The sequence below is a fragment of the Enterococcus sp. DIV2379 genome, from assembly GCF_050542965.1.
Taxonomy (GTDB): Bacteria; Bacillota; Bacilli; order Lactobacillales; family Enterococcaceae; genus Enterococcus_D; species Enterococcus_D entomosocium.
The window spans coordinates 3,110,578-3,133,724 of record NZ_CP172938.1 but is presented as its reverse complement, the minus strand read 5'-3'; the positions used below and the strand labels follow the sequence as shown (position 1 = coordinate 3,133,724).

Annotated in this window: 21 protein-coding genes; 19 read left to right on the top strand and 2 right to left on the bottom strand. The window is 44.0% G+C overall.

What is annotated here, in order from left to right; genetic code table 11:
* From IGI92_RS14305 to IGI92_RS14290, 4 genes are all read left to right on the top strand, one after another.
* Nucleotides 1-1,857: a carbohydrate-binding domain-containing protein gene (locus IGI92_RS14305; protein WP_016621916.1), complete on the top strand. Its 1,857-nt coding sequence runs from the start codon at nt 1-3 to the stop codon at nt 1,855-1,857.
* A gap of 170 nt (nt 1,858-2,027) precedes the next feature.
* Nucleotides 2,028-3,512 carry an ABC transporter permease gene (locus tag IGI92_RS14300; RefSeq protein ID WP_301387809.1) on the top strand — a complete coding sequence of 495 codons (1,485 nt, stop codon included), beginning with the start codon at nt 2,028-2,030 and terminating at the stop codon, nt 3,510-3,512.
* Nucleotides 3,513-3,522: 10 nt separating this feature from the next.
* Nucleotides 3,523-4,188, top strand: a complete 666-nt coding sequence (locus IGI92_RS14295; protein WP_008379404.1) for an ABC transporter ATP-binding protein — start codon at nt 3,523-3,525, stop codon at nt 4,186-4,188.
* Between the two features lie 167 nt (nt 4,189-4,355).
* A complete protein-coding gene (locus tag IGI92_RS14290) occupies nt 4,356-4,808 on the top strand; it encodes a YaiI/YqxD family protein (RefSeq protein WP_015510428.1) in 453 nt (150 codons plus the stop codon).
* A gap of 52 nt (nt 4,809-4,860) precedes the next feature.
* Here IGI92_RS14290 and IGI92_RS14285 read toward each other — a convergent pair whose 3' ends face one another.
* Entirely contained in the window at nt 4,861-6,603 is a 1,743-nt protein-coding gene (locus IGI92_RS14285; protein ID WP_016612930.1) for an ABC1 kinase family protein, read from the bottom strand.
* A 182-nt stretch (nt 6,604-6,785) separates the two neighbouring features.
* On the opposite strand from IGI92_RS14285, the gene IGI92_RS14280 reads away from it, so the two are divergent.
* The 12 genes from IGI92_RS14280 (at nt 6,786) to IGI92_RS14225 (ending at nt 19,585) form a co-directional block, all read left to right on the top strand.
* Entirely contained in the window at nt 6,786-7,880 is a 1,095-nt protein-coding gene (locus IGI92_RS14280) for a D-alanine--D-alanine ligase (RefSeq protein ID WP_061053332.1), read from the top strand.
* An 86-nt stretch (nt 7,881-7,966) separates the two neighbouring features.
* Nucleotides 7,967-9,316 carry a UDP-N-acetylmuramoyl-tripeptide--D-alanyl-D-alanine ligase gene (locus IGI92_RS14275; protein ID WP_061053331.1) on the top strand — a complete coding sequence of 450 codons (1,350 nt, stop codon included), beginning with the start codon at nt 7,967-7,969 and terminating at the stop codon, nt 9,314-9,316.
* A gap of 290 nt (nt 9,317-9,606) precedes the next feature.
* The gene (cshA, locus tag IGI92_RS14270; protein ID WP_010749100.1) at nt 9,607-11,133 is read left to right on the top strand and encodes a degradosome RNA helicase CshA; all 1,527 of its coding nucleotides are present in this window, start codon (nt 9,607-9,609) and stop codon (nt 11,131-11,133) included.
* A gap of 202 nt (nt 11,134-11,335) precedes the next feature.
* Nucleotides 11,336-11,701: a holo-ACP synthase gene (acpS, locus tag IGI92_RS14265; RefSeq protein ID WP_061053330.1), complete on the top strand. Its 366-nt coding sequence runs from the start codon at nt 11,336-11,338 to the stop codon at nt 11,699-11,701.
* 121 nt (nt 11,702-11,822) lie between these two features.
* Entirely contained in the window at nt 11,823-12,944 is a 1,122-nt protein-coding gene (gene alr, locus IGI92_RS14260) for an alanine racemase (protein WP_061053329.1), read from the top strand.
* A 9-nt stretch (nt 12,945-12,953) separates the two neighbouring features.
* A complete protein-coding gene (locus IGI92_RS14255) occupies nt 12,954-13,325 on the top strand; it encodes a type II toxin-antitoxin system PemK/MazF family toxin (protein WP_005227961.1) in 372 nt (123 codons plus the stop codon).
* A gap of 8 nt (nt 13,326-13,333) precedes the next feature.
* A complete protein-coding gene (locus IGI92_RS14250) occupies nt 13,334-13,630 on the top strand; it encodes a hypothetical protein (protein WP_016612926.1) in 297 nt (98 codons plus the stop codon).
* A gap of 305 nt (nt 13,631-13,935) precedes the next feature.
* Nucleotides 13,936-15,003, top strand: a complete 1,068-nt coding sequence (gene rlmN / locus IGI92_RS14245) for a 23S rRNA (adenine(2503)-C(2))-methyltransferase RlmN (protein WP_010749104.1) — start codon at nt 13,936-13,938, stop codon at nt 15,001-15,003.
* Between the two features lie 196 nt (nt 15,004-15,199).
* The gene (locus tag IGI92_RS14240) at nt 15,200-15,883 is read left to right on the top strand and encodes a DUF969 domain-containing protein (protein ID WP_005233676.1); all 684 of its coding nucleotides are present in this window, start codon (nt 15,200-15,202) and stop codon (nt 15,881-15,883) included.
* On the top strand, nt 15,884-16,804 hold the full coding sequence (locus IGI92_RS14235; RefSeq protein WP_430607277.1) for a DUF979 domain-containing protein: 921 nt from the start codon (nt 15,884-15,886) through the stop codon (nt 16,802-16,804).
* Nucleotides 16,805-16,834: 30 nt separating this feature from the next.
* Nucleotides 16,835-17,482 carry a pyroglutamyl-peptidase I gene (gene pcp / locus IGI92_RS14230; RefSeq protein ID WP_301387823.1) on the top strand — a complete coding sequence of 216 codons (648 nt, stop codon included), beginning with the start codon at nt 16,835-16,837 and terminating at the stop codon, nt 17,480-17,482.
* Between the two features lie 441 nt (nt 17,483-17,923).
* The gene (locus IGI92_RS14225) at nt 17,924-19,585 is read left to right on the top strand and encodes a peptide ABC transporter substrate-binding protein (RefSeq protein ID WP_005233679.1); all 1,662 of its coding nucleotides are present in this window, start codon (nt 17,924-17,926) and stop codon (nt 19,583-19,585) included.
* Nucleotides 19,586-19,685: 100 nt separating this feature from the next.
* On the opposite strand, the gene IGI92_RS14220 is transcribed toward IGI92_RS14225, so the two are convergent.
* A complete protein-coding gene (locus IGI92_RS14220) occupies nt 19,686-20,021 on the bottom strand; it encodes a DUF3899 domain-containing protein (RefSeq protein ID WP_005227990.1) in 336 nt (111 codons plus the stop codon).
* 84 nt (nt 20,022-20,105) lie between these two features.
* On the opposite strand from IGI92_RS14220, the gene opp3b reads away from it, so the two are divergent.
* The 3 genes from opp3b to IGI92_RS14205 are packed head-to-tail and all read left to right on the top strand — an operon-like array spanning nt 20,106 to nt 23,142.
* Nucleotides 20,106-21,047: an oligopeptide ABC transporter permease gene (opp3b, locus tag IGI92_RS14215; RefSeq protein WP_005233681.1), complete on the top strand. Its 942-nt coding sequence runs from the start codon at nt 20,106-20,108 to the stop codon at nt 21,045-21,047.
* Nucleotides 21,047-22,090: an ABC transporter permease gene (locus IGI92_RS14210; protein ID WP_005233683.1), complete on the top strand. Its 1,044-nt coding sequence runs from the start codon at nt 21,047-21,049 to the stop codon at nt 22,088-22,090. Before opp3b ends, IGI92_RS14210 begins: the two co-directional genes overlap by 1 nt.
* The gene (locus tag IGI92_RS14205; protein ID WP_216593164.1) at nt 22,090-23,142 is read left to right on the top strand and encodes an ABC transporter ATP-binding protein; all 1,053 of its coding nucleotides are present in this window, start codon (nt 22,090-22,092) and stop codon (nt 23,140-23,142) included. Before IGI92_RS14210 ends, IGI92_RS14205 begins: the two co-directional genes overlap by 1 nt.
* The last annotated feature ends 5 nt before the right edge of the window (nt 23,143-23,147 follow it).

The window sequence follows — 23,147 nt, the reverse complement described above, 5'->3', positions numbered from 1 at the left end:
ATGAAAAAACTCATTTATCCACTCTTGCTCTCATCGCTGCTCTTAGGCGCTTGCGGGCAAACCGATAGTACTAGCACGAGCAGCAGTTCCAGTTCCGCAGCAGCAGTTTCCGGTTCTGCCGCAGTGACCAACGTTTCAACGACCCTTGATGATTCTGTGGACTATTACGGTAGTTACGAAGAAGAAGATGTTGATGCTTCCTACGATGAGGCAACTGCTACGCAACTTGAATTGAATGGCAGCGACACGACGGCTGTTGATGGCGTTTCAGTGGAAGACCAAACCGTGACGATCACCCAAGCCGGCACCTATGTCGTCAGCGGGTCGTTAAGTAATGGCCAACTGGTTGTCAACGTCAACAAAGAAGAAAAAGTCCATCTGATCTTTGCCGGTGTCACGATCACCAATGAAGACGGGGCGGCCGTCGTCATCGAACAAGCAGAAAAAGTCATCACGACCTTAGCCAGTGATACGACGAATACTCTGACGGATGGCAGCAGCTACACCTTGGCTGAAGGCGAGACAGAACCAGATGCTGCCTTTTATAGTAAAGAAGATTTGTCCATCAACGGCGATGGGACGTTGGTGATCACAGGAAATTACAGCAACGGATTGCGCAGCAAAGATGATTTGGTTTTAGCAGGGGGGACGATTGAAATCACAGCGAAGAACAATGCCATCAAAGGAAAAGATTCCGTGTCGATCTTGGCGGGGAACTACACACTGAACACCACTGAAGGAGATGGCATCCAAGCGAATAATACGGAAGATGCGGAAAAAGGCTACGTTGCGATTGATGGTGGTACCTTTACGATCCAAAGTGGTCGTGACGGGATCCAAGCAGAAACAAATTTAAGCATCCAATCAGCTGATATCACGATCAAAACGGCTGACGGAGCCCAAAGTCAGTCGCTAGTGACGGATGAAAGTTACAAAGGATTGAAAGCTGGCGGTGTGATGACCATCAGCAGCGGCACCTTTACGATCGATAGTGCGGATGATAGCTTGCATGCCAATGATACGATCAACATTGCAGGTGGCACGATCACTGCCAGCAGTGGCGATGATGGGATCCACGCCGACAATGAATTGACGATCTCCGACGGAACGATTTCTATCGAAGAATCCTATGAAGGATTAGAAGCAAGTGTAATCACGATTGCAGGTGGCACGACACACGTCGTGGCTAGCGATGATGGGATCAATGCCGGTGGTGGCAGTGATACGGATGAAACAACGGGACAATTTGGTCAAGACAGTTTTGGCGGCGGCCCTGGCGGCGGCGATACCGCGGATGACAGTAAACAGATCACGATCACTGGTGGAACGTTGGTCATTGATGCCGAAGGGGACGGCCTGGATAGTAATGGCAATGTCACCATGAGTGATGGCGTCGTCATCGTAAATGGTCCAACGACCGGTGGCAATGGTGCTTTGGACTATAACGGCACATTTGAACTCACCGGCGGCGTCTTGTTAGCGGCAGGCACGACCGATATGGCCATGAACGTTAGCGGTGGTAGTCAACAGTCGATCGGAATCAGTTTCGATCAAACCCAATCAGCCGAGACCCTAGTGACCTTAAAGGACAGTCAAGGTCAGACGATCTTGTCCTATGCCCCAAGCAAAAGCTACCAACACGTGGTTCTTTCCAGCCCAGATTTGACCGATAGCAGCTATACGTTGGTCAGTGGTGGGACGAATGATGCACAAGCAGTCTCCGGTTATTATGCTGGCGGAACCCTCAGTGATGGGACAGAGTTAGGAACATTGTCCGTCACGGATACTATCGCTAACTTGACCCAATCAGGTGCAACAGCGACAACCAATCAGATGGGCGGTGGTTTTGGTCGTTAGTTGAAGTTTCACCGATCATCACCAAATGGTTATCAATAAATCGAACAGATCGCAGGCAGTCGTTGCGGTCTGTTTCTATGATTCAAAAAATCAGGAGACGGTTTAAGGTCAATTTAAGCTAGGATCCTTATAGTCGAAAGACAATAAATAGCTATTCAGGAGGAACAAAGATGAATTTTTTGAAACGAGGTCTCCAAAGTTTATGGGCGAAAAAAGGCCGGAGCCTGTTGCTGATCGCCGTATTTTCTGCAATCTTGATTTTTGTATTGGCGGGTCTGACGATTCGCAGTGCGGCACTAGTAGCGACTGAAAATGCCCAGAAAAGTGTTGGCGCAACTGTGACGTTGCAAGCAAACCGCGAGCAGGCTTTTCAGCAAAGGAGCTCTTCTTCTGACAGCGATGACCAAAGCACCCGACCAGATCCAGGGAGTTTTCAATCGACACCAGTAGCGATTACTGATGCCCAAGCGATCGCCGATTTAGACGGGGTTGCCTCATATAGTTTTGAAGTCAGCACCTCTGCTGATGCCGTCAGCGGGATCGAACCGATCTCCAGCAGTGACTCATCGACAGAGTCAGAAGCAACCGACAGCAGCGAATCGGGGCAAATGGGCGGTATGCCAGGAGGAATGCCTGGTGGGAATATGAGTACGGGTGATTTCCAAATCACTGGTGTATCAACTAGTGCGGCGTATACGACTTTTTCGGAAGGAACAGCGACGATCACGGATGGAGAAGGCATTACTTCTGAGGATGAAGGCACGAACCAAGTACTGATCGAATCCTCGTTGGCTGAAGCAAATGATTTGGCAGTCGGAGATACGTTTTCGATCACTGATGCAGAGGACAATGAAGTCGAAGTGACGATCAAGGGAATCTATGAAACGAGTGAAGTAGGCAACAGCATGAGCCAAATGTTCAACTTTCTCAATCCAGCCAACACGATCTTTGCTTCTTATACCCTTGCCAATACGTTGAGCGGCAATGAGGACACCATTGACTCGGCAACCTATACCTTGAGTGATCCGTCTGAGATGACAGCATTCGTGGAAGAAGCGGAAGGGTTGATCGATACAGAAACCTACAGCATTCAAACCAACGATCAAATGTATCAGTCGATGCTGACACCATTGAATAATGTCGCTAGCTTTGCAAAAAATATTATTGTGTTAGTTGCTGCTGCCGGTATCATTATTTTGACGTTGATCGTGATGATGTCGATTCGGGAACGTCGCTATGAGATTGGCGTATTGCTCTCTTTAGGCGAGTCACGGGCCAAAGTGATCCTACAATTTTTCACAGAGATTTTTGTCTGTATGGTGTTTGCTTTAGGGATCGCGGCCGCTAGCGGCAATCTTGTCGGTAATGCCGTCGGAGAGCAATTATTGGCACAACAAACAGAGACAACGACTGATCAAGCAGCCACTGAAAACGCTGGTCCTGGAGGCGGGGAGATGCCGCAAATGGGCGGAAATCGTGGGGGTTCTTTCCCATCCTTCACCCAATCAGCAGAAGTGGAGTCCTTAGAAATCACCGTTTCCCCTCAACAAATTGGTCTATTGGCATTACTCGGTCTAGGGATCAGTTTTGGCTCGATCTTACTCTCTTCCGCGGGCATTTTGCGGTTGAATCCGAAAAAAATCTTGGTTTCTTAGGAGGAACGACATGACATTACGAACAGAACAATTAGGATATTGGTATCAAAGCGAAGCAGAAGCGCTGTTTCGTGACGTTGATTTGACCTTTGAACCTGGCAAGATGTATGCGATCTTAGGTTCCAGCGGATCGGGGAAAACAACCTTCCTGTCGCTGATCACGGGTCTAGATACCCCGAAAGAAGGAAAGATCCTTTACAACGAAGAAACGTTAGCAAAAATCGGATTGCGAGAATACCGCCGCAAAGATGTTTCCATCGTGTTCCAAGCGTATAATCTATTGCCTTATATGTCGGCACTGGACAATGTGATCACAGCCATGGCGATCGCGAAGTCGCAGCAAGCCGATAAAAAGGCCTATGCTTTAGCTAACTTAGCCAAAGTTGGTATCACGGAAGAGCTGGCACTGAAAAAAGTGACCCAATTATCGGGTGGGCAACAGCAACGGGTCGCTATCGTTCGCGCGTTGTGCTGTGAACATGAGCTGATCGTAGCCGATGAACCGACTGGAAACTTGGATGAAACGACATCTAAAGAAATCGTCAAACTATTTCAAGAAATTGCCCATGAGCAAAAAAAATGTATCATCTTAGTGACCCATGAACAAGAAGTAGCAAAGGCTTGCGATGTCGTTTATGAGTTGAAGGAACGAGCATTTTCTAAAATTGAAAGGTGAGCTTTGCATATGGTAACTGCTAGTTAGTGAGACAAAGATCGTCATTCTTATTCCCTCATTGAGCAAGACTGAAATGAAAATACCGCAAAGTCTGCTTGCATCTTCTAGGTGCTCCTCTTACAATAGAAGTAATTGTAAAAGAAGGAACTTTTGAGAGGAGCAAGCAGATGCGGCTTTTTATTGACGGCGACGGTTCGCCGGTGAAAAATGAAGTGATTGAACTGGCTCAGCAGTATCAGCTGCCGGTAGTGATCGTGACCAGTGTCGATCATTATACGACCAAAGACTATCCCGCCCATGTCCACTTTGTCTATGTCGACAAAGGCTCGGATCGCGCGGATTATGAAATCGTGAAGGAGATAGAACCCGGCGATTTTCTCGTCACCCAAGATTATGGCTTAGCCTCGTTAGTCTTGCCCAAAAAAGCACGAGTTTTTCACCATAACGGTACAGAGTATTTGCCAGAAACAATCGATTTTTTATTAGGTCAACGCTATTTAGGTGCGCAGATGCGTAAAGCAGGCAAGCGCACAAAAGGACCGAAGCCCTTTACGAAAGAGGATCGGGAAGCCTTCAAACGAATCTTTGAAAACGAATTGCGACAGACCCTTGCAAAATAAGCACCCTCAAGACCCAGCTTCTGCATGAAACACGGGAATTGAAGGTGCTTATTTATTTCTTACGAAAACGATCATAAAAGTATTTGCCGACTAAAGCTACGATCGCGAAAAATGCCAAGGTATATCCGAAGATCCCCATCTGATGGACGAAGGCTCCTTGTTGCGGGCTGGCGACCACCAATAAGGAAGAGCCAAGGATGACCGCAGCTAGAATAATACCGATTACCAGTCGATTGACCATCTGATCAAAGCGGTCCAATAGCTGTTTTTGTTCGCGGATCTCTAAATTTAACCGGTGTTTACCAGTGGCAAAAGTGTCTAAGACAGCCAAGGTCCGATCAGGAAGATGGCTAAGTGCCCGCAAGCTTTTTGCGGTTGCCAAGGCGCTTTTTTTCACCTCGTCTTCAATACTCAGCTGCTGTAAGAAATATTTTTGTGCAAAAGGCTGAGTGACTTCCATCATTGATAATTCGGGGTCTAAGGCTTTGATCACACCTTCCAAGGTGCCAAAAGCCTTAATCAGCAAGGTGATGTCTCGATGCATCTGCAGTTGGTTATCATGGCAGATCGTGATGACTTCCCCCATCACTTTTTGCAAGTCGATATCCTTTAGCGGCATATTATAGTAGTTTTCAACAAATTTTTGAAGATCCTGATAGAAGGCGACTTCATCAAAGGAACTGCCGCTGCTGTTGCACAAACGCAAGACAGCTTTGCCGACTTCTTGGGTGTCTTGGGTATACAAAGCAATCAATGCATCAGCTAAGCGACTGCGTAATGACTGATCCAAATGTCCCATCATCCCAAAATCTAAGAAAATCACTTGGTAAGGCGGCATAATCGCTTCTTCTTGCCACTTCAATGAATAATCAACACCGCCGAGGACACCGACGCGCTGTTTGACTTGGAATGGTTTTGGTCGGTTGGTTTGATCTGTGAAGACATGTAAAAAAAGATTGCCAGGATGCGGATCAGCGTGAAAGAAGCCATCTTCAAAGACTTGCTTCATAAAGTTTTCGACTAATAGCGTTCCCACTTGTTTTTTCACTGCTTTCACGGACTGATTGTCATAAACGATATCTTGATTGCTGCGGGTCAGCAAGCAGTTCAAACTTTCACCGGCCATGTAATCCATGACTAATACTTTTTGGGTGCACCATTCGGGATAAACTTTTGGCAATGCCAATTGCGGGTTTTGGTGATTGTTACGGTAGAATTCCTGCGCATTTTTCATCTCTTGTAAAAAATTTGTTTCATTGGCAAGGGATCGTCTGACTTCGCTTAACACGCTTTTTAAATCCACCACATTGGCTTCTGGAATTGCACGAACCAACGGTAGAGCCTTTTCAAAAAGATCGAGATCCACTTGAATCGCCGCAATGATTCCCGGATGCTGCACTTTGACGATCACTTCTTTGCCGCTGATCAAGTTTGCTCGGTGGGCTTGTCCGATGGAAGCTGAGGCGACTGGGATTTCATCAAAAGCGGAAAAAACTTCCGTTAGTGGCTGCTGTAGTTCTGCTTCCAGCAGTGCTTTGACCTTGGGAAATGGATCGCTTTTGACATTGTCTTGTAACTGCTTGAAGGCATCAACGAAAGTGCTGGAAAGCAGGTCATTGCGGACCGAAAGCATCTGCCCGATTTTGATAAATGTTGGTCCTAATTCTTCAAACGCTTGACGCACCATTTCGGGATGCTGCTGTTTGCTGATATTTTGAACGACTTTGTATTTCAAAAAGACTTGAAGGATTTGTTTTAATCGTCCTTTTCTAGAAGGAGCAGTTTGTTCTGTCATAGGTCCCACCTCTTTAAACGTGCCGTGATATATTCATAGTACTGACAAAATGAAAAACATTCAACTAACGACTGTGTAAGCTTAAAGAAATTTCTGCAAGATTTAATGCCGGTTGGTCGATTTTGTGCTAAAATGTGGAAGACTTAGTTTGGTAGAATCAATGAATACAGGAGGAAATTCTTTTGAAAATCATTTTATTATACGGGGGACGCAGTGCAGAGCATGAGGTATCACTGTTATCCGCTTTTTCAGTTGTTAATGCTGTATATTATAATTACTACCAAGTTCAATTAGTAATGATCACTAAAGAAGGACGTTGGTTAAAAGGCCCATTATTGTCTGAGGCGCCAACGTCACCAGATACTTTGGCATTGACCAACGAAGAGACCAAAGGGGAAGAAATTTCACCTGGGGCCATCTATGAAGAAGACGCGATCGTCTTTCCATTGCTCCATGGACCAAACGGCGAAGACGGCACGATCCAAGGGTTTTTAGAAACCATCGGAATGCCTTATGTCGGAGCCGGTGTCTTGACTAGTGCCTGCGGGATGGACAAAATCATGACCAAGTACATCTTGCAAGCTGCGGGAATTCCGCAAGTTCCCTATGTACCAGTCTTGAAAAATGCGTGGAAAGAAAATCCGAAAAAGATTTTCGATCAATGTGAAGGCAGTCTGCTTTATCCGATGTTTGTCAAACCTGCCAACATGGGCTCAAGTGTCGGTATCTCGAAAGCCGAGAACCGTGAAGAACTGCAAAATGCGCTACAAGAAGCGTATCGCTATGATACCCGAGCGATCGTTGAACAAGGAATCGAAGCCCGTGAGATCGAAGTCGCTGTTCTTGGAAACGAAGACGTGCGGACCACCATGCCGGGAGAAATCGTAAAAGATGTTGCGTTTTATGATTACAATTCCAAATACATTGACAACCGAATCGAGATGCAGATTCCTGCGCAAATTCCCGAAGAAACACAAGCCAAAGCCCAAGAGTTTGCGAAAAAAGCCTATACGATGTTAGGCGGCAGTGGATTGAGCCGTTGTGATTTCTTTTTGACCAATAAAAACGAGCTCTTTTTAAATGAGCTAAACACGATGCCGGGATTCACTGAATTCAGCATGTACCCATTGCTATGGGAAAAGACCGGATTGCCTTATGGGGATTTGATTGAAGAATTGATCCAATTAGGGATGAATCGTTTCAATCAAAGACGTTCGTTCTTGACCAACGTAGAAGCAACCGAAACGGAAGCAGAAAACGAAAACGAAGCAGAATAAATAGCAGGAAGAAAGCCAGCTCAACTCAAGGAAAATACTTGAAGCGATCTTGTGCTTTCTTTTTTTGTAAAAAAGGAGCGAAACTGATGAATTTTACTGTAAAAGAAGCCGCTGCCGTATTTGGTCAGCCAATTGAAAATGAGACACCACTTGCCTCTGTGGAGTTTGACAGCCGTCTAATCAAAGAAAACAGTCTTTTTGTTCCCTTGGCGGGGACTCGGGATGGACATGAATTTGCCCAACAAGCCAAAGACAATGGTGCGATCGCGACATTGTGGAGTCATCCCACCATACAACCACCGCAAGGCATCCTTGTGATCCCCGTCAAGGATACTGTCAAAGCGTTCCAACAGTTAGCACGAGCCTACAAAGAAAAACTTGCGCCAAAAATCATCGCTATTACCGGAAGTAATGGGAAAACAACCACAAAAGATATGGTAGACGCGGTTATGGCACAAAAATACCAGACCTACAAAACTCAAGGTAACCATAACAATGAACTAGGCGTGCCTTTGACTATCTTGCATGCACCAGAAGATACGCAAGTGTTGATTTTAGAAATGGGAATGGACCATGCAGGAGAGATCGAAGTCCTTTCGCGCTTAGCAGAACCTGATGCAGCGGCGATCACTTTGATTGGCGAAGCCCACATTGAAAACTTAGGGTCCAGAGAAGGGATCGCCAAAGCCAAAATGGAGATCACCGCAGGATTGAAAAAAGACGGCTTCTTTATGATGCCGGCGGATGAACCATTGTTAGACCCCTTTGTTCCTAACTTGACGCAGCCCATTGAAACTTTTGGCTTAACAGAGGGAGATCTGCAAGGAGACATCGTAGAGGAATCGCAAGATCAAACGATTTTTACGGTAGCAGGTACGACTTTTACCTTACCGGTATTAGGCGGTTATAATGTCAAAAATGCCTTGATCGCGATTGGGTTAGGACGTCATTTTGGTGTAGCAGATGAAGCCATCAAGGAAGGCTTGGCGCATTTTCAATTAACGAAAAATCGGACCCAATGGGTAACTGCCGGTAACGGAGCAGCGATTTTGAGCGATATATACAATGCCAATCCGACTGCCATGGGTCTTGTATTGGATAGTTTCCGCAAATTGCCGTTAGAAGGACGACGGATCGCCGTATTGGCAGATATGCTTGAATTAGGACCAGATTCTGCACAAATGCACGAGCAGATGGCCGCACATTTAGATGACTCGTTCCAACTAGTTTTTCTTTATGGCAAAGAAATGCAAGCATTGCAAAAACGACTAGTTCAGTCACCACTGGCTGACAAGGTGCGCTATTTTGCGACAGATGAAAAACCGCAACTGATCGCCTCCTTAAAGGAAACTTTAGAACCTTCCGACAGCTTGGTAATCAAAGGGAGCAATGGCATGGGCTTGAGCGAAGTCGTTGATGCACTAAAAGGAATGTAAAGCGGAGTTGAAATCTTGCTGAAACTTTCAAAACGTGTTATACTTATCTAACGCCGAAAGATGAAGCACAGAATGATTACTGTAAAAAACATTGACGTTTTGAGATAAAATGATGGCTGAGACAAACAACACTTGTTTTAGCCTTTTATAATGCCTTCGTGAAGCGGTTTTTCGGTACCGAGAGAAAGATAAGAGTAAATGGGACTACTCTTGTGTTTCTGAAGAACTAACCTACGCTTCGATGATAGAAAAACAGGCATCGAAAAGATGACCAGCCTAGGAGGATCCATTTGAAATTTAAAGATCTAGAATTATCCAACGAATTATTGACTTCTGTTGAGCGTGCCGGCTTTGAAGAAGCAACACCCATTCAAGAAGCAACGATTCCATTAGCCTTAGCAGGCAAAGACGTGATCGGTCAAGCACAGACCGGTACTGGTAAAACCGCCGCATTTGGTTTGCCAATGTTAGAAAAAATCGACCCAGCGAACCATCAACTACAAGGATTAGTGATTGCCCCAACCCGTGAATTAGCGATCCAAACCCAAGAAGAATTGTATCGTCTTGGTAAAGACAAAAAAATTCGCGTTCAAGCAGTTTACGGTGGAGCCGATATCGGCCGTCAAATCCGTCAATTAAAAGATCGTCCCCATATCGTAGTTGGTACGCCAGGACGTATGTTAGACCATATCAACCGCCACACCTTAAAATTAGGTACGGTTGAAACGCTTGTATTAGATGAAGCAGACGAAATGTTGAACATGGGCTTCTTGGAAGATATTGAAAAAATCATCAGCCAAGTGCCAGATGTTCGTCAAACGTTACTATTTTCAGCAACAATGCCGCCAGCAATCAAAAATATCGGCGTGAAATTCATGAAAGAGCCTGAACATGTTCAAATCAAAGCCAAAGAAATGACCGCTGATTTGATTGATCAATATTATGTTCGCTCAAAAGATTATGAAAAATTCGATGTCATGACTCGTTTGTTGGATGTGCAATCACCAGAATTGACGATCGTTTTCGGTCGTACGAAACGTCGTGTTGATGAATTGGCACGTGGTTTAGAAGCTCGTGGCTACAAAGCTGAAGGCATTCATGGGGACCTTTCTCAACAAAAACGGATGAGCGTTTTACGTTCATTTAAGAGTGGTCAATTAGATATCTTAGTTGCCACAGACGTAGCAGCTCGCGGATTAGATATTTCTGGTGTTACACACGTTTACAACTACGATATCCCTCAAGATCCTGAAAGCTATGTTCACCGGATCGGACGTACAGGTCGTGCCGGAAAAGGCGGAATGTCAGTGACTTTCGTTACACCAAACGAAATGAGCTACTTGCATGTCATTGAAAACTTAACGAAAAAACGGATGACACCAATGCGCCCACCAACCGAAAAAGAAGCATTTAAAGGTCAATTAGGTGCCGCAATCGAATCTGTTGAAACAAAATTGGATGAAAATGGTTTGGATAAATACTTGCAAGCAGCCGACGATCTTTTGGAACGTTATTCTGCACAAGATTTAGCAGCACTGCTTCTAAAAACAATGGCGAAAGATCCAGCTGATTTAGAACCAGTCAAAATTACACCAGAACGCCCATTACCTCAAGGAAAAAAATCATTCAATAAAAACGGACGTCGCAGCAATAACAGCAATGGCGGCAATCGTAACCGCAAAGAAAACGGTGGGAACCGTGGCGGCGGCAACGGCAATAAAGCCCGTGGTAACTATTCAAAAGATGGTGCCCGTAAAAACAATCGCCGTAGCAACGACAAAAAACGCGGTTTCGTTATCAGAAATAACCAAGACTAATTGAGTTTGTGGACCTTGTAAGGAAACTTGCAAGGTCTTTTTTATATAAAAAACAAATACGAGCAATTGAAAATCTTAATCTCCGTATAAACTCGTCAGATTTGAATGGTAATTCGCCATTTTTTTGGTAGAATGGTAACTAGCTAAACAAGGGCCAATTCCAATTTGGAAACCCCTATCTTAAGTAAAGGTAGCGAGAAGAATGATTAAAGGAATCGGAATCGATGCAGTCGAGCTGCCTCGAATGAAAGAATTAATTGAAAAAAAACCTCAGTTTATAACGCGTATTTTAACAGAGAAGGAAGCAAAATTATTTGCCCGTTTGCCCCTGAAACGTCAGGTAGAGTTCATCGGGGGGCGCTATGCCTGCAAAGAAGCGTTCTCCAAAGCTTGGGGGACGGGGATCGGCAAAGTTTCTTTTCATGATATTGAAGTCTTGACCAATGAATTCGGTGCACCGATCGTTACCAAAGCACCGCACCCTTTAGAAAAAACGTTTGTCAGTATCACCCATACAAATGATACTGCCTTTGCACAAATTATCTTAGAAGTATCGGATAGTGAGTAACCTGAGTGGAAGTCGTCACTTGGTGAAAAAACTACGATACTTTATGGACGAACAGCCGACTACATAAAACCAACTTAATTTGTTTGTCTGATCAAGCATTAGTAGAAAGAAGGAACTGGAAATGGTGGTTGCTTACCATAGACCAACGAAAGCGATTATTGATACGACCGCGATTACCGAAAACATCAAAAATGAGATTGCTCACTTACCAAGCGAGACGTTTCTTTTTGCGGTGGTAAAAGCCAATGGGTACGGGCACGGAGCGGTACAAACTGCTCAAGCAGCCAAAGAAGGCGGTGCAGCCGGTTTTTGCGTTGCGACGATCGATGAGGCAATCGAATTGCGAGAAGCAGGAATCACTGACCCGCTGCTGATTTTAGGGGTTGTGAACGTGCAAGATATTCCCTTACTTGCAGAATACGATTTTTCTTTTCCAGTCGCTTCGATGGACTGGTTGGTAGAAGCCGGTACTTATTTGGAAGAGAATCCTATAAAGACACCGCTTAAAGTACATGTCAAAGTGGATACCGGCATGGGGAGAATCGGTTTTTTGACCCCAGAAGAAGTGCTTCAAGCCGTTCTTTGGTTGGAAACTCATCCCACATTTGATTGGGAAGGAATCTTTACCCATTTCTCCACAGCCGATCAAGCTGATACAACTTATTGGGAAACACAGCACCAGCGGTTTAAAGAAGTCTTAACTGTTTTGCCTTATTTGCCGACATATATACATACAGGCAATAGCGCGACCTCCTTGTGGCACAAAGAGGCCGTTGGGAATATGGTCCGTTTTGGGATCGCGATGTATGGATTGAATCCGTCAGGTCATGCATTGAAGGAACCATTTTCCTTAAAACCAGCCCTTTCACTTGTTTCTGAACTGATCCAAGTGAAATTACTTGAAAAAGGAGCGGGGATTGGCTATGGTGAGACATATATCACGCCCCGTCAGGAATGGATCGGCACTGTGCCTATCGGTTATGCGGATGGCTGGTTACGAAAAATGCAAGGCTTCTCACTCTTAGTAGAAGGCGAACCTTGTGAAATCGTCGGTCGGGTGTGTATGGATCAACTGATGATTCGTTTGCCGCGAGCCTTTGCTGTCGGTACAACGGTCACGTTGATTGGTGAGAATCATGGGAAACGAATTACGATGCAGGATGTTGCAGACCAGTTAGAAACGATTCACTATGAAGTAGCGTGCACCCTCTCAGCAAGGGTTCCGCGAGAATATAAAAGTTAGGGTGGTCCTATGGTAAAAAGGGGAGATATTTATTTTGCCGATCTTTCACCAGTCGTTGGATCGGAGCAAGGCGGAATACGACCGGTCTTGATCATTCAAAATGACTTGGGCAATCACTTCAGTCCCACCGTGATCATTGCGGCGATCACGGCAAAAATGGCGAAGCCGAAATTACCAACCCACATTGGGATTTCCGCTTCTTGCACAGGGATTGGCAAAGACTCCGTCATTTTGATGGAACAGATCCGCACGATCGACAAAAGTCGGTTGAAAGAAAAAGTTTGTCATTTAGACGATAAAGTGATGTGTGAAGTCGATGCTGCTTTGATGATCAGTATTGGTGTGGAGCCGACCTTTGCTACATCAACGATCGAGGTGTAAGACAAGCAATGGGGTATGTAGTATTAATAGTAGTTGTCATTTTATTGATTCTCTTTACTTATAAACATATTCGCCGTTTTCTTTCAGAAACCAAAAAGCGCAACGAAACCATGGAACAAGGGTATTACCTTGTCAGTCATACATATGAAGAGAAACGGGAACAGACCCATTATTACGGCGTTTTTCAACAAGGAGACAAAGAACTGATATTAGAAATGTCACTCCAGCTTTATTTACAGCTACAGCCACCGCAACGGGGGATGTTGACCGCCAAAGAAGGCCGAGTCCTTTCTTTTGAAGGGTGATCATGTGAAGAAAGCAGTGCCCATGAGAGAGTATCTCTTCAAGGAAAAGCAAACAAGCAGGAAAGAGCTGCTCCATTTATTTCACAGGAGTTGGTCCATTCACTGCTTGTTTTTTATGACTAAAATGTTTGTGAGAGCTATTTCAAGCAAGATGGCGTGATGGATGGGAACATTGAGCATCGAAAAAATGATCAACCAGCGCAGTAGAGCAACGGTTTTGCTTTGACAAACAACCAAGGTACGGTTGCTTTTCACAAAGAATTCAGTTATAGTATGTAGCGACTAGTTTGAAAAGAGGGAAAAAAGTGAACCCATCGATTTATGGACTTACCAAATCAGATCTATCTTTGTGGATAACTGAACAAAATGAAAAGAAATTTCGAGCCAACCAAGTGTGGGAGTGGCTCTATGAAAAACGAGTAACCAGCTTTGAAGAAATGACCAATTTACCGAAACCTTTGATTGAGAAACTGACGGCAGCCTTTGTGATCAATCCCCTGAAGCAGATGGTGGTACAAGAAGCCAGTGATGGGACCGTCAAGTATTTATTTCAATTGCCCGACAATCACATGATTGAAACGGTCTTGATGCGTCAAGAGTATGGCATGTCGGTTTGTGTGACGACCCAAGTCGGTTGCAACATCGGCTGTACCTTTTGTGCCAGTGGGTTATTAAAGAAACAGCGGGATTTAACAGCAGGCGAGATCGTGGCTCAAATCATGTTAGTACAACACTATTTTGATGAACGCAACGAGGGAGAACGGGTCTCTCACGTAGTCGTCATGGGGATCGGCGAACCCTTTGATAACTATGACAATGTGATGCATTTCTTGCAGATTATTAACGACCCAAAAGGTTTAGCGATCGGTGCGCGGCATATTACCGTGTCAACCAGCGGCTTGGCGCATAAAATCAAAGAGTTTGCGGAGAACGGCTTGCAAGTGAACCTAGCGATTTCGCTGCATGCCCCAAATAATGAAGTCAGAACCTCCATGATGCGGATCAATCGGAGCTTCCCGATTGAAAAACTGATGGCAGCGGTCGATTATTATTTAGAAAAAACCAATCGTCGCATCACGTTTGAGTATATCATGCTGGATCATGTCAACGACCGACCGGAACATGCCCGTCAGTTGGCAGCATTATTGAAGGATAAAAAGAAATTGTCTTATGTCAACTTGATTCCTTATAACCCAGTGAGTGAGCATGACCAATATGCTCGAAGTAAAAAAGCCGATGTGTTAGCTTTTTATGACATTTTAAAGAAAAACGGCATCAACTGTGTGATTCGTAAAGAACATGGGACAGATATCGACGCAGCATGCGGACAGCTGCGAAGCAAACAAATGAAAAAAGAAGCTTCTGCTTCTTAAACAAAAAAAACCAAAAGAAGGACTGCACAAGCGCAGTTCTTCTTTTGGTTTTTTATTATCTAAGCAATTAAAAAACGCCTTAAAGAAAGCGTATTCCTGTAAAGAAAATTCAAAAAATATTGTTTTACAAGAAAAAAATAGATTATACTAAAAGCTGGTATTCATTAAAAATAACTTACTGTGAAAGGATGATTTGATGGAATGGATTAAATTAATTGGTATTCTAGTTATTTTAGTCGGCTTTTTGCTGAAGCTAGATACTATTGCTGTCGTAATCGTTGCTGGTTTTGTCACCGCGCTTGTATCGGGAATTTCTGTTGTTGATTTTTTAACAATGTTAGGAGAAGCGTTTGTCAATAATCGACTCGTGACACTGTTCTTGTTGACATTACCAATGGTCGGCTTGTCGGAACGTTTTGGCTTGAAACAGCAGGCCGTCATATTGATTGAAAAAATCAAAGGCTTGACACCAGGGAAGTTTTTGAGTTTGTACTTATTTATTCGGGAACTTGCTGGCTTTTTCTCTATTCGGATCCAAGGACATACGCAATTTATCCGCCCAATCGTTAACCCGATGGCGCAAGCTGCTGGGGAAAATAAATTTGGGGAACTGGATGAAAAAGATCAGGAAAAAATCAAAGCTCGGGCTGCCGCTAATGAAAATTTCGGGAATTTCTTTGCCCAAAATACCTTCGTGGCTGCTTCTGGTGTGCTGTTGATCGTAGGAACGTTGCAATCACTTGGATATGATGTGGCAGCTAGTTCGATCGCGCAAGCATCATTGCCGATCGCATTGATCGTCTTAGTTATTGCCACGTTATCGAACTTGCTCTTTGATCGCAAATTAGCAAAAAAATATGGCAAGAAGGAGGAGAAATAGATGGAAGGAATCGTTAACGGATTACTAGAATTCTTTTATATCTTGATTGGGCTGCTGTCGATCATGACGGCTGTCCGGGTTTTTCGTGAAGCAGACCATCCTACACGATTAGGCACCTCTGCCTTTTGGTTACTGCTAGGGGTCGTCTTTGCTTTCGGAAATTTTTTGCCGTATCTTGTGGACGGAATTTTGATCGTTTTGATGGGCTGTTTGACCTTCTTCAAACAAGTACAGATCGGTAAAATCGTCGACGTTGATGATGAAAAAGCCGAAGCGTCAGCAAAACGGATCGGTAGTACGATCTTCGTACCATGTATCAGCTTGGCATTGATCGCTGTGGTGATTTCTTATACACCATTAGGGGGCCAAGTGGGGATCGGGATCGCGTCGATCTTAGCACTCTTGTTGGCAGTCGTGCTAACTTCCGCTAAACCAAAAACAGTGTTAGACGATTCCGACCGGATGCTTCGCCAAGTCGGAACTGCCGGTATCTTGCCGCAGTTATTAGCAGCACTAGGTGTCATTTTTAACGCTGCTGGTGTTGGTGATGTGATTTCTCAAGGAATCTCTGGCGTCGTGCCAGAAGGCAATCGTTTTATCGGTGTCGTGGCTTACTGTTTAGGAATGATGATCTTTACTATGATCATGGGAAATGGCTTTGCAGCATTTACCGTTATAACTGCCGGTATTGGCGTACCTTTCGTAATGGCGCAAGGCGGCAATCCAGTTGTTGCTGGCGCTTTAGCAATGACCGCTGGTTTTTGCGGCACGTTGCTGACCCCGATGGCAGCCAATTTCAATGCACTGCCAGTGGCTTTGTTAGAGATGAAAGACCCTAATGGTGTCATTAAAGCACAAGCCCCAATTGCTTTATTATTGTTAGTGATCCACATCGCTTTAATGTACTTTTGGGCATTTTAGTGGTAAAACAGAGATGGAAGGATGATGGAAATGAAACTATTAATTACCGGATTTGATCCATTTGGCGGAGAAGCAATCAATCCTGCCTTAGAAGCAGTGAAATTACTGCCAGATACAATTCATGGTGCACAGATCGTGAAAGCAGAGATCCCCACTGTATTTGGGAAATCAGCGGCGATCGTCGAAGAGAAAATTGAAGAGGTCCACCCAGATGTCGTCTTAAACATCGGTCAAGCGGGCGGCCGGTTTGCCATCTCACCAGAACGAGTGGCAATCAATGTGGATGATGCCCGGATTCCTGATAATGAAGGCAATCAACCCGTCGATGAAGCGATCCAAACAGAAGGAAAGCCTGCCTACTTCACACAACTGCCAATCAAAGCAATGGTAGAAAATATGAAAAAAGCAGGAATACCTGCAGCCGTTTCTAATACTGCTGGAACTTTCGTCTGCAACCACATCATGTATCAAGTACAATACATGATCGATACAAAATACCCTGAAATGAAAGGCGGTTTTATTCACGTGCCATTTATTCCTCAGCAAGTCGTCGATAAAGCAGGACAGCCTGCAATGAGCATCGAAGACATCGCCAAAGGATTAACTGCAGCAGTGGAAGCTATCGTTGATTATTCCGACAAAGAAGATTTAAAAGCGATTGGCGGCGCGATCCATTAATCATTGAAGGACATCCTTTCGAGGACAAAACAAAAGTTCTTAAAATGAAAAGACCTGATCAGTAAGCATGCGATCAGGTCTTTTTTGTCTGAATTTGATAAGAAATCATCCTTGTTTTCTGCATGTTTACTTTTCTATCAGACATTTCTCATTTTGATGACTGAAATGAAAAAAGCAGACAGAAAATGAATGTAAGTTACATTTAACCGTGTTTTTTTATTATTTTTTTCGCTTTATTTCTTATAAATAAAGAAAGGAAAAATAGCATTTAACGAATGTTTGATGAGAGTAAGGTAAGTAAATACCAAGAAAACTTTCTTCCAAAGGTGTTTTTTATCGAAAAAGGGATTGCTTTTTTAATAATTATTAATTAAAATCTTATCTAACTTCAGAAATCGAATGATTATTCTGAAAATTAATTCAATTAAGGGGTAGGACAGGATGAAAAATAAATGGGCCTATGGTTTAGTAGCTGTGTGTGGCGTGGTGTTAGCCGGCTGTACAACAGGCGGAACAAATAGTTCAAGCAATGACACAGCAACTAGCGGCGATAGCAACGCAGAACAAGTATTTAACGTAGTGGTTTCACAAGAAATGCCAAGTGCGGATCTTTCATTAGCAACCGATACGATCAGCTTCAGTGCATTGAACAATGTATATGAAGGACTGTATCGTTTGGATGCTGACAGCACACCACAACCTGCTGGTGCAGCTGAAGCAGCTGAAGTCAGCGAGGATGGACTAACTTACAAGATCAAATTGCGTGAAGATGCGAAATGGTCAAATGGTGACCCTGTTACAGCAGCGGATTATGTTTATGGCTGGCAACGGACGGTCAAACCTGAAACTGCATCAGAATATGCGTATCTATTTTCACCAGTCAAAAATGCGGATGCCATCACAGCTGGCGATACGGATCCATCAGAGCTAGGCATCAAAGCAGTGGGGGATTACGAATTAGAAATCACCCTAGAAAAAGCAACACCTTACTTTGATTACTTATTAGCATTCCCATCATTCTTCCCACAAAATCAAAAAGTAGTGGAAGAAAATGGCGATCAATATGCATCAACAAGCGACAATGCCGTTTATAATGGACCATTTGTCCTGACTGGTTTTGATGGACCAGGAACGGATACAGAATGGGCTTATGAAAAGAACGATCAGTATTGGGACAAAGACACTGTTAAATTACAAACGATCAACGTAAGCGTCGTGAAAGAATCCTCAACTGCCTTGAATCTTTTCCAAGATGGTCAAGCAGATGATGTCATCCTAACAGGTGAACTGGCGCAACAGATGGCTAACGACGAAGCATTCGTTTCTCAACCAGAAGCAACGACTTCTTACTTAGAATTGAATCAACGTGATGAAGATTCACCTTTCCGTAACGAAAATTTGCGTAAAGCAATCTCTTATGCGATCGACCGTGATGCCTTAGTAACATCGATCTTAGGTGATGGTTCAATTGCTTCAAGTGGTTTGGTTCCAGAAGGCATGACTTTCAGCCCTGGCGATCATACAGACTTCACAGAAGCAGCTGGCAGCGTCATTAGCTACGATCAAGAGAAAGCAAAAGAATATTGGGAAAAAGCCAAAGAAGAATTAGGAATCGATTCATTAGAATTTGATATCTTAGCTTCTGATACAGACTCAACCAAGAAAATCATTGAGTACTTGCAAGACACGATCGAAAAAACATTGGACGGTGTGAAAGTCACGTTAAGTCCAGTTCCATTCTCTGTTCGTTTGGATCGTTCAAATGCGGGTGATTTTGATACAGTAATGGGCGGTTGGGGTGCTGACTATGCCGATGCAAGTAGCTTTACTGACTTGTTTACGACAGGTAACTCATACAACCGTGGTCAATGGAGCAGTGAAGAATACGATGCAGCTGTAAAAGCAGCAGGTACGACCAATGCCAATGACCCTGACAAACGTTGGGAAGATTTAGTCAATGCAGAAAAAATCATTATGAATGAACAAGGTGTCATTCCAGTTTATCAAAAAGCGGAAGCACATTTACGTGCAACAAAAGTCAAAGGTGTTGTTGCTCACGCAGCGGGCGCACAATACGACTACAAGTGGACATCAATCGAATAATCACGAGTAGTTGACTTGAAATGCCGAAGAAAAGGCTGGGACAATTTCTTGTCTCAGCCTTTTGCTTCTCATTTCAATGAGTAAAAATATAAGAGTGAAATTAACTAGTAGCAATCATTAAAAAGAGCAATGAAAGGAATAACAAGAAGACACCAGGCCATAACCAAAAGGCGTAACTCTGTTTGCCGACTTGGGATAATTTCAGATAATCTGTTTTATTTTTGGAAAAAGCTTTCTTCATGGAATATTGAAAATGGTCAAAGAAACCAGAAGCAAATACCCATAAAAAACCGCCAATGATCAAAAAGAACAGCGCCCACAAGAAAAGGGCATCTGAAAGAGCTGCTATGGAAAATTCATTTTTTATGGCTAACCATCCGCCAGAAATTGCGAGGCATAGGAGGGGTATGAGCCCACTACTTTTTTTTATTTTCATGATCTGACTCCTTTTTAATGATTCGTACTATGTTAATTTACATAATTATTGAATAGAAGTCAAAATACTTAAGGGGGAAACTGCGTGAACAGCTTTTTGAAATATTTATTGAAACGAGTGTTCTACATGGTCTTAACATTATGGCTGATTGCCACGATCACCTTTTTCTTGATGCAATTTTTGCCAGGAACACCATATACGAATGCTGAAAAATTAAGTCCAGAACAAATTGCCTTGCTAAATGAGCAAGCAGGATTGGACAAACCGATCATTACCCAATATTGGCTTTATTTGACCAATCTACTAAAAGGTGACTTTGGGATCTCTTTCCAATTTAAAAACCAGCCAGTAGCGAATTTATTATCAGGAAGAATCGGACCTTCACTGCAACTAGGACTACAAGCGATCATCTTTGGTACCTTCTTTGGGATTATTTTAGGAACGATCTCTGCAATGAAGCAAAATACTTGGGTCGACACAACGTCTACCTTAGTGGCGATCTTAGGGCGTTCGATCCCTAACTTTGTCTTTGCCGTTTTGCTGCAATATATTTTTGCCATCAAACTAGGGATCTTGCCGATTGCCAAGTGGGAGACCTTTGCCAGCACGATCTTACCGACCGTCGCCTTAGCGATGTCGCCGTTAGCGGATTCCGCTAGGTTTATTCGAACCGAGATGGTGGAAGTGCTGCATAGTGATTATGTCGAGTTGGCACGAGCAAAAGGTTTGAGCCGCTGGGAAATTGCCTTCAAGCACGGTTTGCGGAATAGTTTGATTCCGTTATTGACGTTGTTAGGACCGCTAGCTGTCGGTTTGATGACTGGTTCCCTTGTCGTAGAAAATATTTTTGCGATCCCGGGTATCGGTGAACAGTTCGTAAAATCAATCATGACCAATGACTATCCGACGATCATGGCGGTAACGATCCTTTATTCCGCAATGTTGGTCTTTGTGATTCTTGTTGTTGATATTTTATATGGAATCGTTGATCCGCGGATCCGAGTTTCAGAAGGGAGTCGTGGCTAATGGCAGAGAAACCTTACACAGCAAATGATGTTGCTGCCATCGATGCAGCCAAATTTCAACCGTTACAAAAAAATACCAATGAAGAGCGTGAAGCGATCGCAACCCCCTCATTAACCTTTTTCCAAGATTCGTGGCGTCGTTTGAAAAAGAACAAAGCCGCTGTTTTCTCAATCGTTTTGTTGCTGATCATTATTACGATCTCAATCATTACCATTTTTGTCTCGCCACATGATCCGACCGCGCAAAATGTGACCTTTACAAATCTGCCGCCGAAAATTCCCGGTATCAACATCAATGGCTTAAACGGCTATGCGATGGTGGGAGGCGAGCTAGTAGATAAGTATGCAGCTGCCAATGTACCTGACGGGACATATTTCCTTTTAGGAACGGATGGATTAGGTCGTGACTTATTGAGTCGTCTATTTGTAGGGACACGTATCTCCTTATTGATTGCGTTTATCGCAGCGATGCTAGATATCATCTTTGGTGTAACCTATGGTTTGATCTCTGGTCTTTTAGGTGGACGAATCGATAATGTGATGCAACGTTTCCTAGAAATCTTATCAGGTATTCCCAACTTAGTGGTAATGATCTTAATGCTGGTAGTTTTCGAACCTGGGATCTTCTCGATCGTGGCAGCAATGGCGATCACTAACTGGATTCCAATGGCGCGGATCGTACGGGCCCAAACAATGAAACTAAAAGATCAGGAATTCGTTTTAGCCGCAACAACGCTGGGGGAAAGCCGTCTCAAGATTGCGATGAAACACGTATTACCAAATATTTCCAGCGTGATCATCGTACAAATGATGTTCAGTATTCCCTCGGCGATTTTCTTCGAGGCCTTCCTAAGCTTTATTGGGCTAGGATTAAAACCACCTTCAGCATCTTTAGGGATGCTACTAAGCGATGGCTACAAAACCTTCTTGTTCCTGCCTTACCAAATGTGGGTACCGGCTGTGACCTTGTCTGTGATTATGATTGGGTTCAATTTGCTGGCAGACGGTTTGCGTGATGCCTTTGATCCGAAAATGAAAGAGTGATTGCTATGAAAAAAGTCTTAGAAGTGAAAAACTTAGAAATTTCTTTTGACACCTTTGCTGGGAAAGTCCAAGCGATCCGCGATGTCAGTTTCGATCTATACAAAGGAGAAACCTTGGCGATCGTGGGCGAATCCGGGAGCGGCAAGTCCGTGACAACCCGCAGTATCATGGGGTTATTAGCCAGCAATGCCAATGTCGATAATGGCCAGATCCTCTTCAATGGGACGGACATTTTGAAAAAATCCGAAAAAGAACTGCAAAAAATCCGTGGCAAGGAAATCGCCATGATTTTCCAAGATCCAATGACTTCACTAGACCCAACGATGCCGATTGGCAAGCAAGTGGCAGAGTCATTGATGAAGCACAACAAAATCAGTAAAAAAGAGGGCTTGCGACAAGCGTTGGAATTACTGAACCTTGTCGGCATCCCGAATGCTGAGAAACGCTTGAAAAATTATCCGCATCAATTTTCGGGTGGTCAGCGGCAGCGGATCGTTATTGCGATCGCGCTGATCTGTTACCCACAGATCTTAATTGCAGATGAACCGACGACTGCATTGGATGTAACGATCCAAGCACAGATCTTAGAGTTATTAAAAGATATTCAGAAGAAAATCAATTCGTCCATCGTCTTTATCACCCATGACTTGGGTGTCGTTGCCAATGTGGCTGACCGAGTAGCCGTGATGTATGGTGGGAAAATCGTCGAAGTGGGCACCGCAGAAGAAATCTTCTACAACCCGCAACATCCATACACCTGGGGCTTGTTGGGTTCGATGCCAACGTTAGAAGGGACAGGCGATCGTTTGTACGCGATTCCTGGTTCACCGCCGGATCTGTTGGACCCGCCAACCGGGGACGCTTTTTATCCACGAAACGAATTTGCTTTGCAGATCGATGCAGAACAGCAACCGCCGTTCTTTGATGTTTCACCGACCCACAAAGCAGCAACTTGGCTGTTAGCGCCGCAAGCACCGAAGGTAACTCCGCCGGATGAGATCTTGATTCGCTGGAAAAAATTCCAAGAAAAAAATACTCAGGCATCTGTCTAAAGGAG

Bases quoted from the DNA above. Each gene is read 5' to 3' on its own strand.
- IGI92_RS14305 (WP_016621916.1), top strand. From the start codon at position 1: ATGAAAAAACTCATTTATCCACTCTTGCTCTCATCGCTGCTCTTAGGC.
- IGI92_RS14300 (WP_301387809.1), top strand. From the start codon at position 2,028: ATGAATTTTTTGAAACGAGGTCTCCAAAGTTTATGGGCGAAAAAAGGC.
- IGI92_RS14295 (WP_008379404.1), top strand. From the start codon at position 3,523: ATGACATTACGAACAGAACAATTAGGATATTGGTATCAAAGCGAAGCA.
- IGI92_RS14290 (WP_015510428.1), top strand. From the start codon at position 4,356: ATGCGGCTTTTTATTGACGGCGACGGTTCGCCGGTGAAAAATGAAGTG.
- IGI92_RS14285 (WP_016612930.1), bottom strand. From the start codon at position 6,603: ATGACAGAACAAACTGCTCCTTCTAGAAAAGGACGATTAAAACAAATC.
- IGI92_RS14275 (WP_061053331.1), top strand. From the start codon at position 7,967: ATGAATTTTACTGTAAAAGAAGCCGCTGCCGTATTTGGTCAGCCAATT.
- acpS (WP_061053330.1), top strand. From the start codon at position 11,336: ATGATTAAAGGAATCGGAATCGATGCAGTCGAGCTGCCTCGAATGAAA.
- alr (WP_061053329.1), top strand. From the start codon at position 11,823: ATGGTGGTTGCTTACCATAGACCAACGAAAGCGATTATTGATACGACC.
- IGI92_RS14255 (WP_005227961.1), top strand. From the start codon at position 12,954: ATGGTAAAAAGGGGAGATATTTATTTTGCCGATCTTTCACCAGTCGTT.
- IGI92_RS14250 (WP_016612926.1), top strand. From the start codon at position 13,334: ATGGGGTATGTAGTATTAATAGTAGTTGTCATTTTATTGATTCTCTTT.
- IGI92_RS14240 (WP_005233676.1), top strand. From the start codon at position 15,200: ATGGAATGGATTAAATTAATTGGTATTCTAGTTATTTTAGTCGGCTTT.
- IGI92_RS14235 (WP_430607277.1), top strand. From the start codon at position 15,884: ATGGAAGGAATCGTTAACGGATTACTAGAATTCTTTTATATCTTGATT.
- pcp (WP_301387823.1), top strand. From the start codon at position 16,835: ATGAAACTATTAATTACCGGATTTGATCCATTTGGCGGAGAAGCAATC.
- IGI92_RS14225 (WP_005233679.1), top strand. From the start codon at position 17,924: ATGAAAAATAAATGGGCCTATGGTTTAGTAGCTGTGTGTGGCGTGGTG.
- IGI92_RS14220 (WP_005227990.1), bottom strand. From the start codon at position 20,021: ATGAAAATAAAAAAAAGTAGTGGGCTCATACCCCTCCTATGCCTCGCA.
- IGI92_RS14210 (WP_005233683.1), top strand. From the start codon at position 21,047: ATGGCAGAGAAACCTTACACAGCAAATGATGTTGCTGCCATCGATGCA.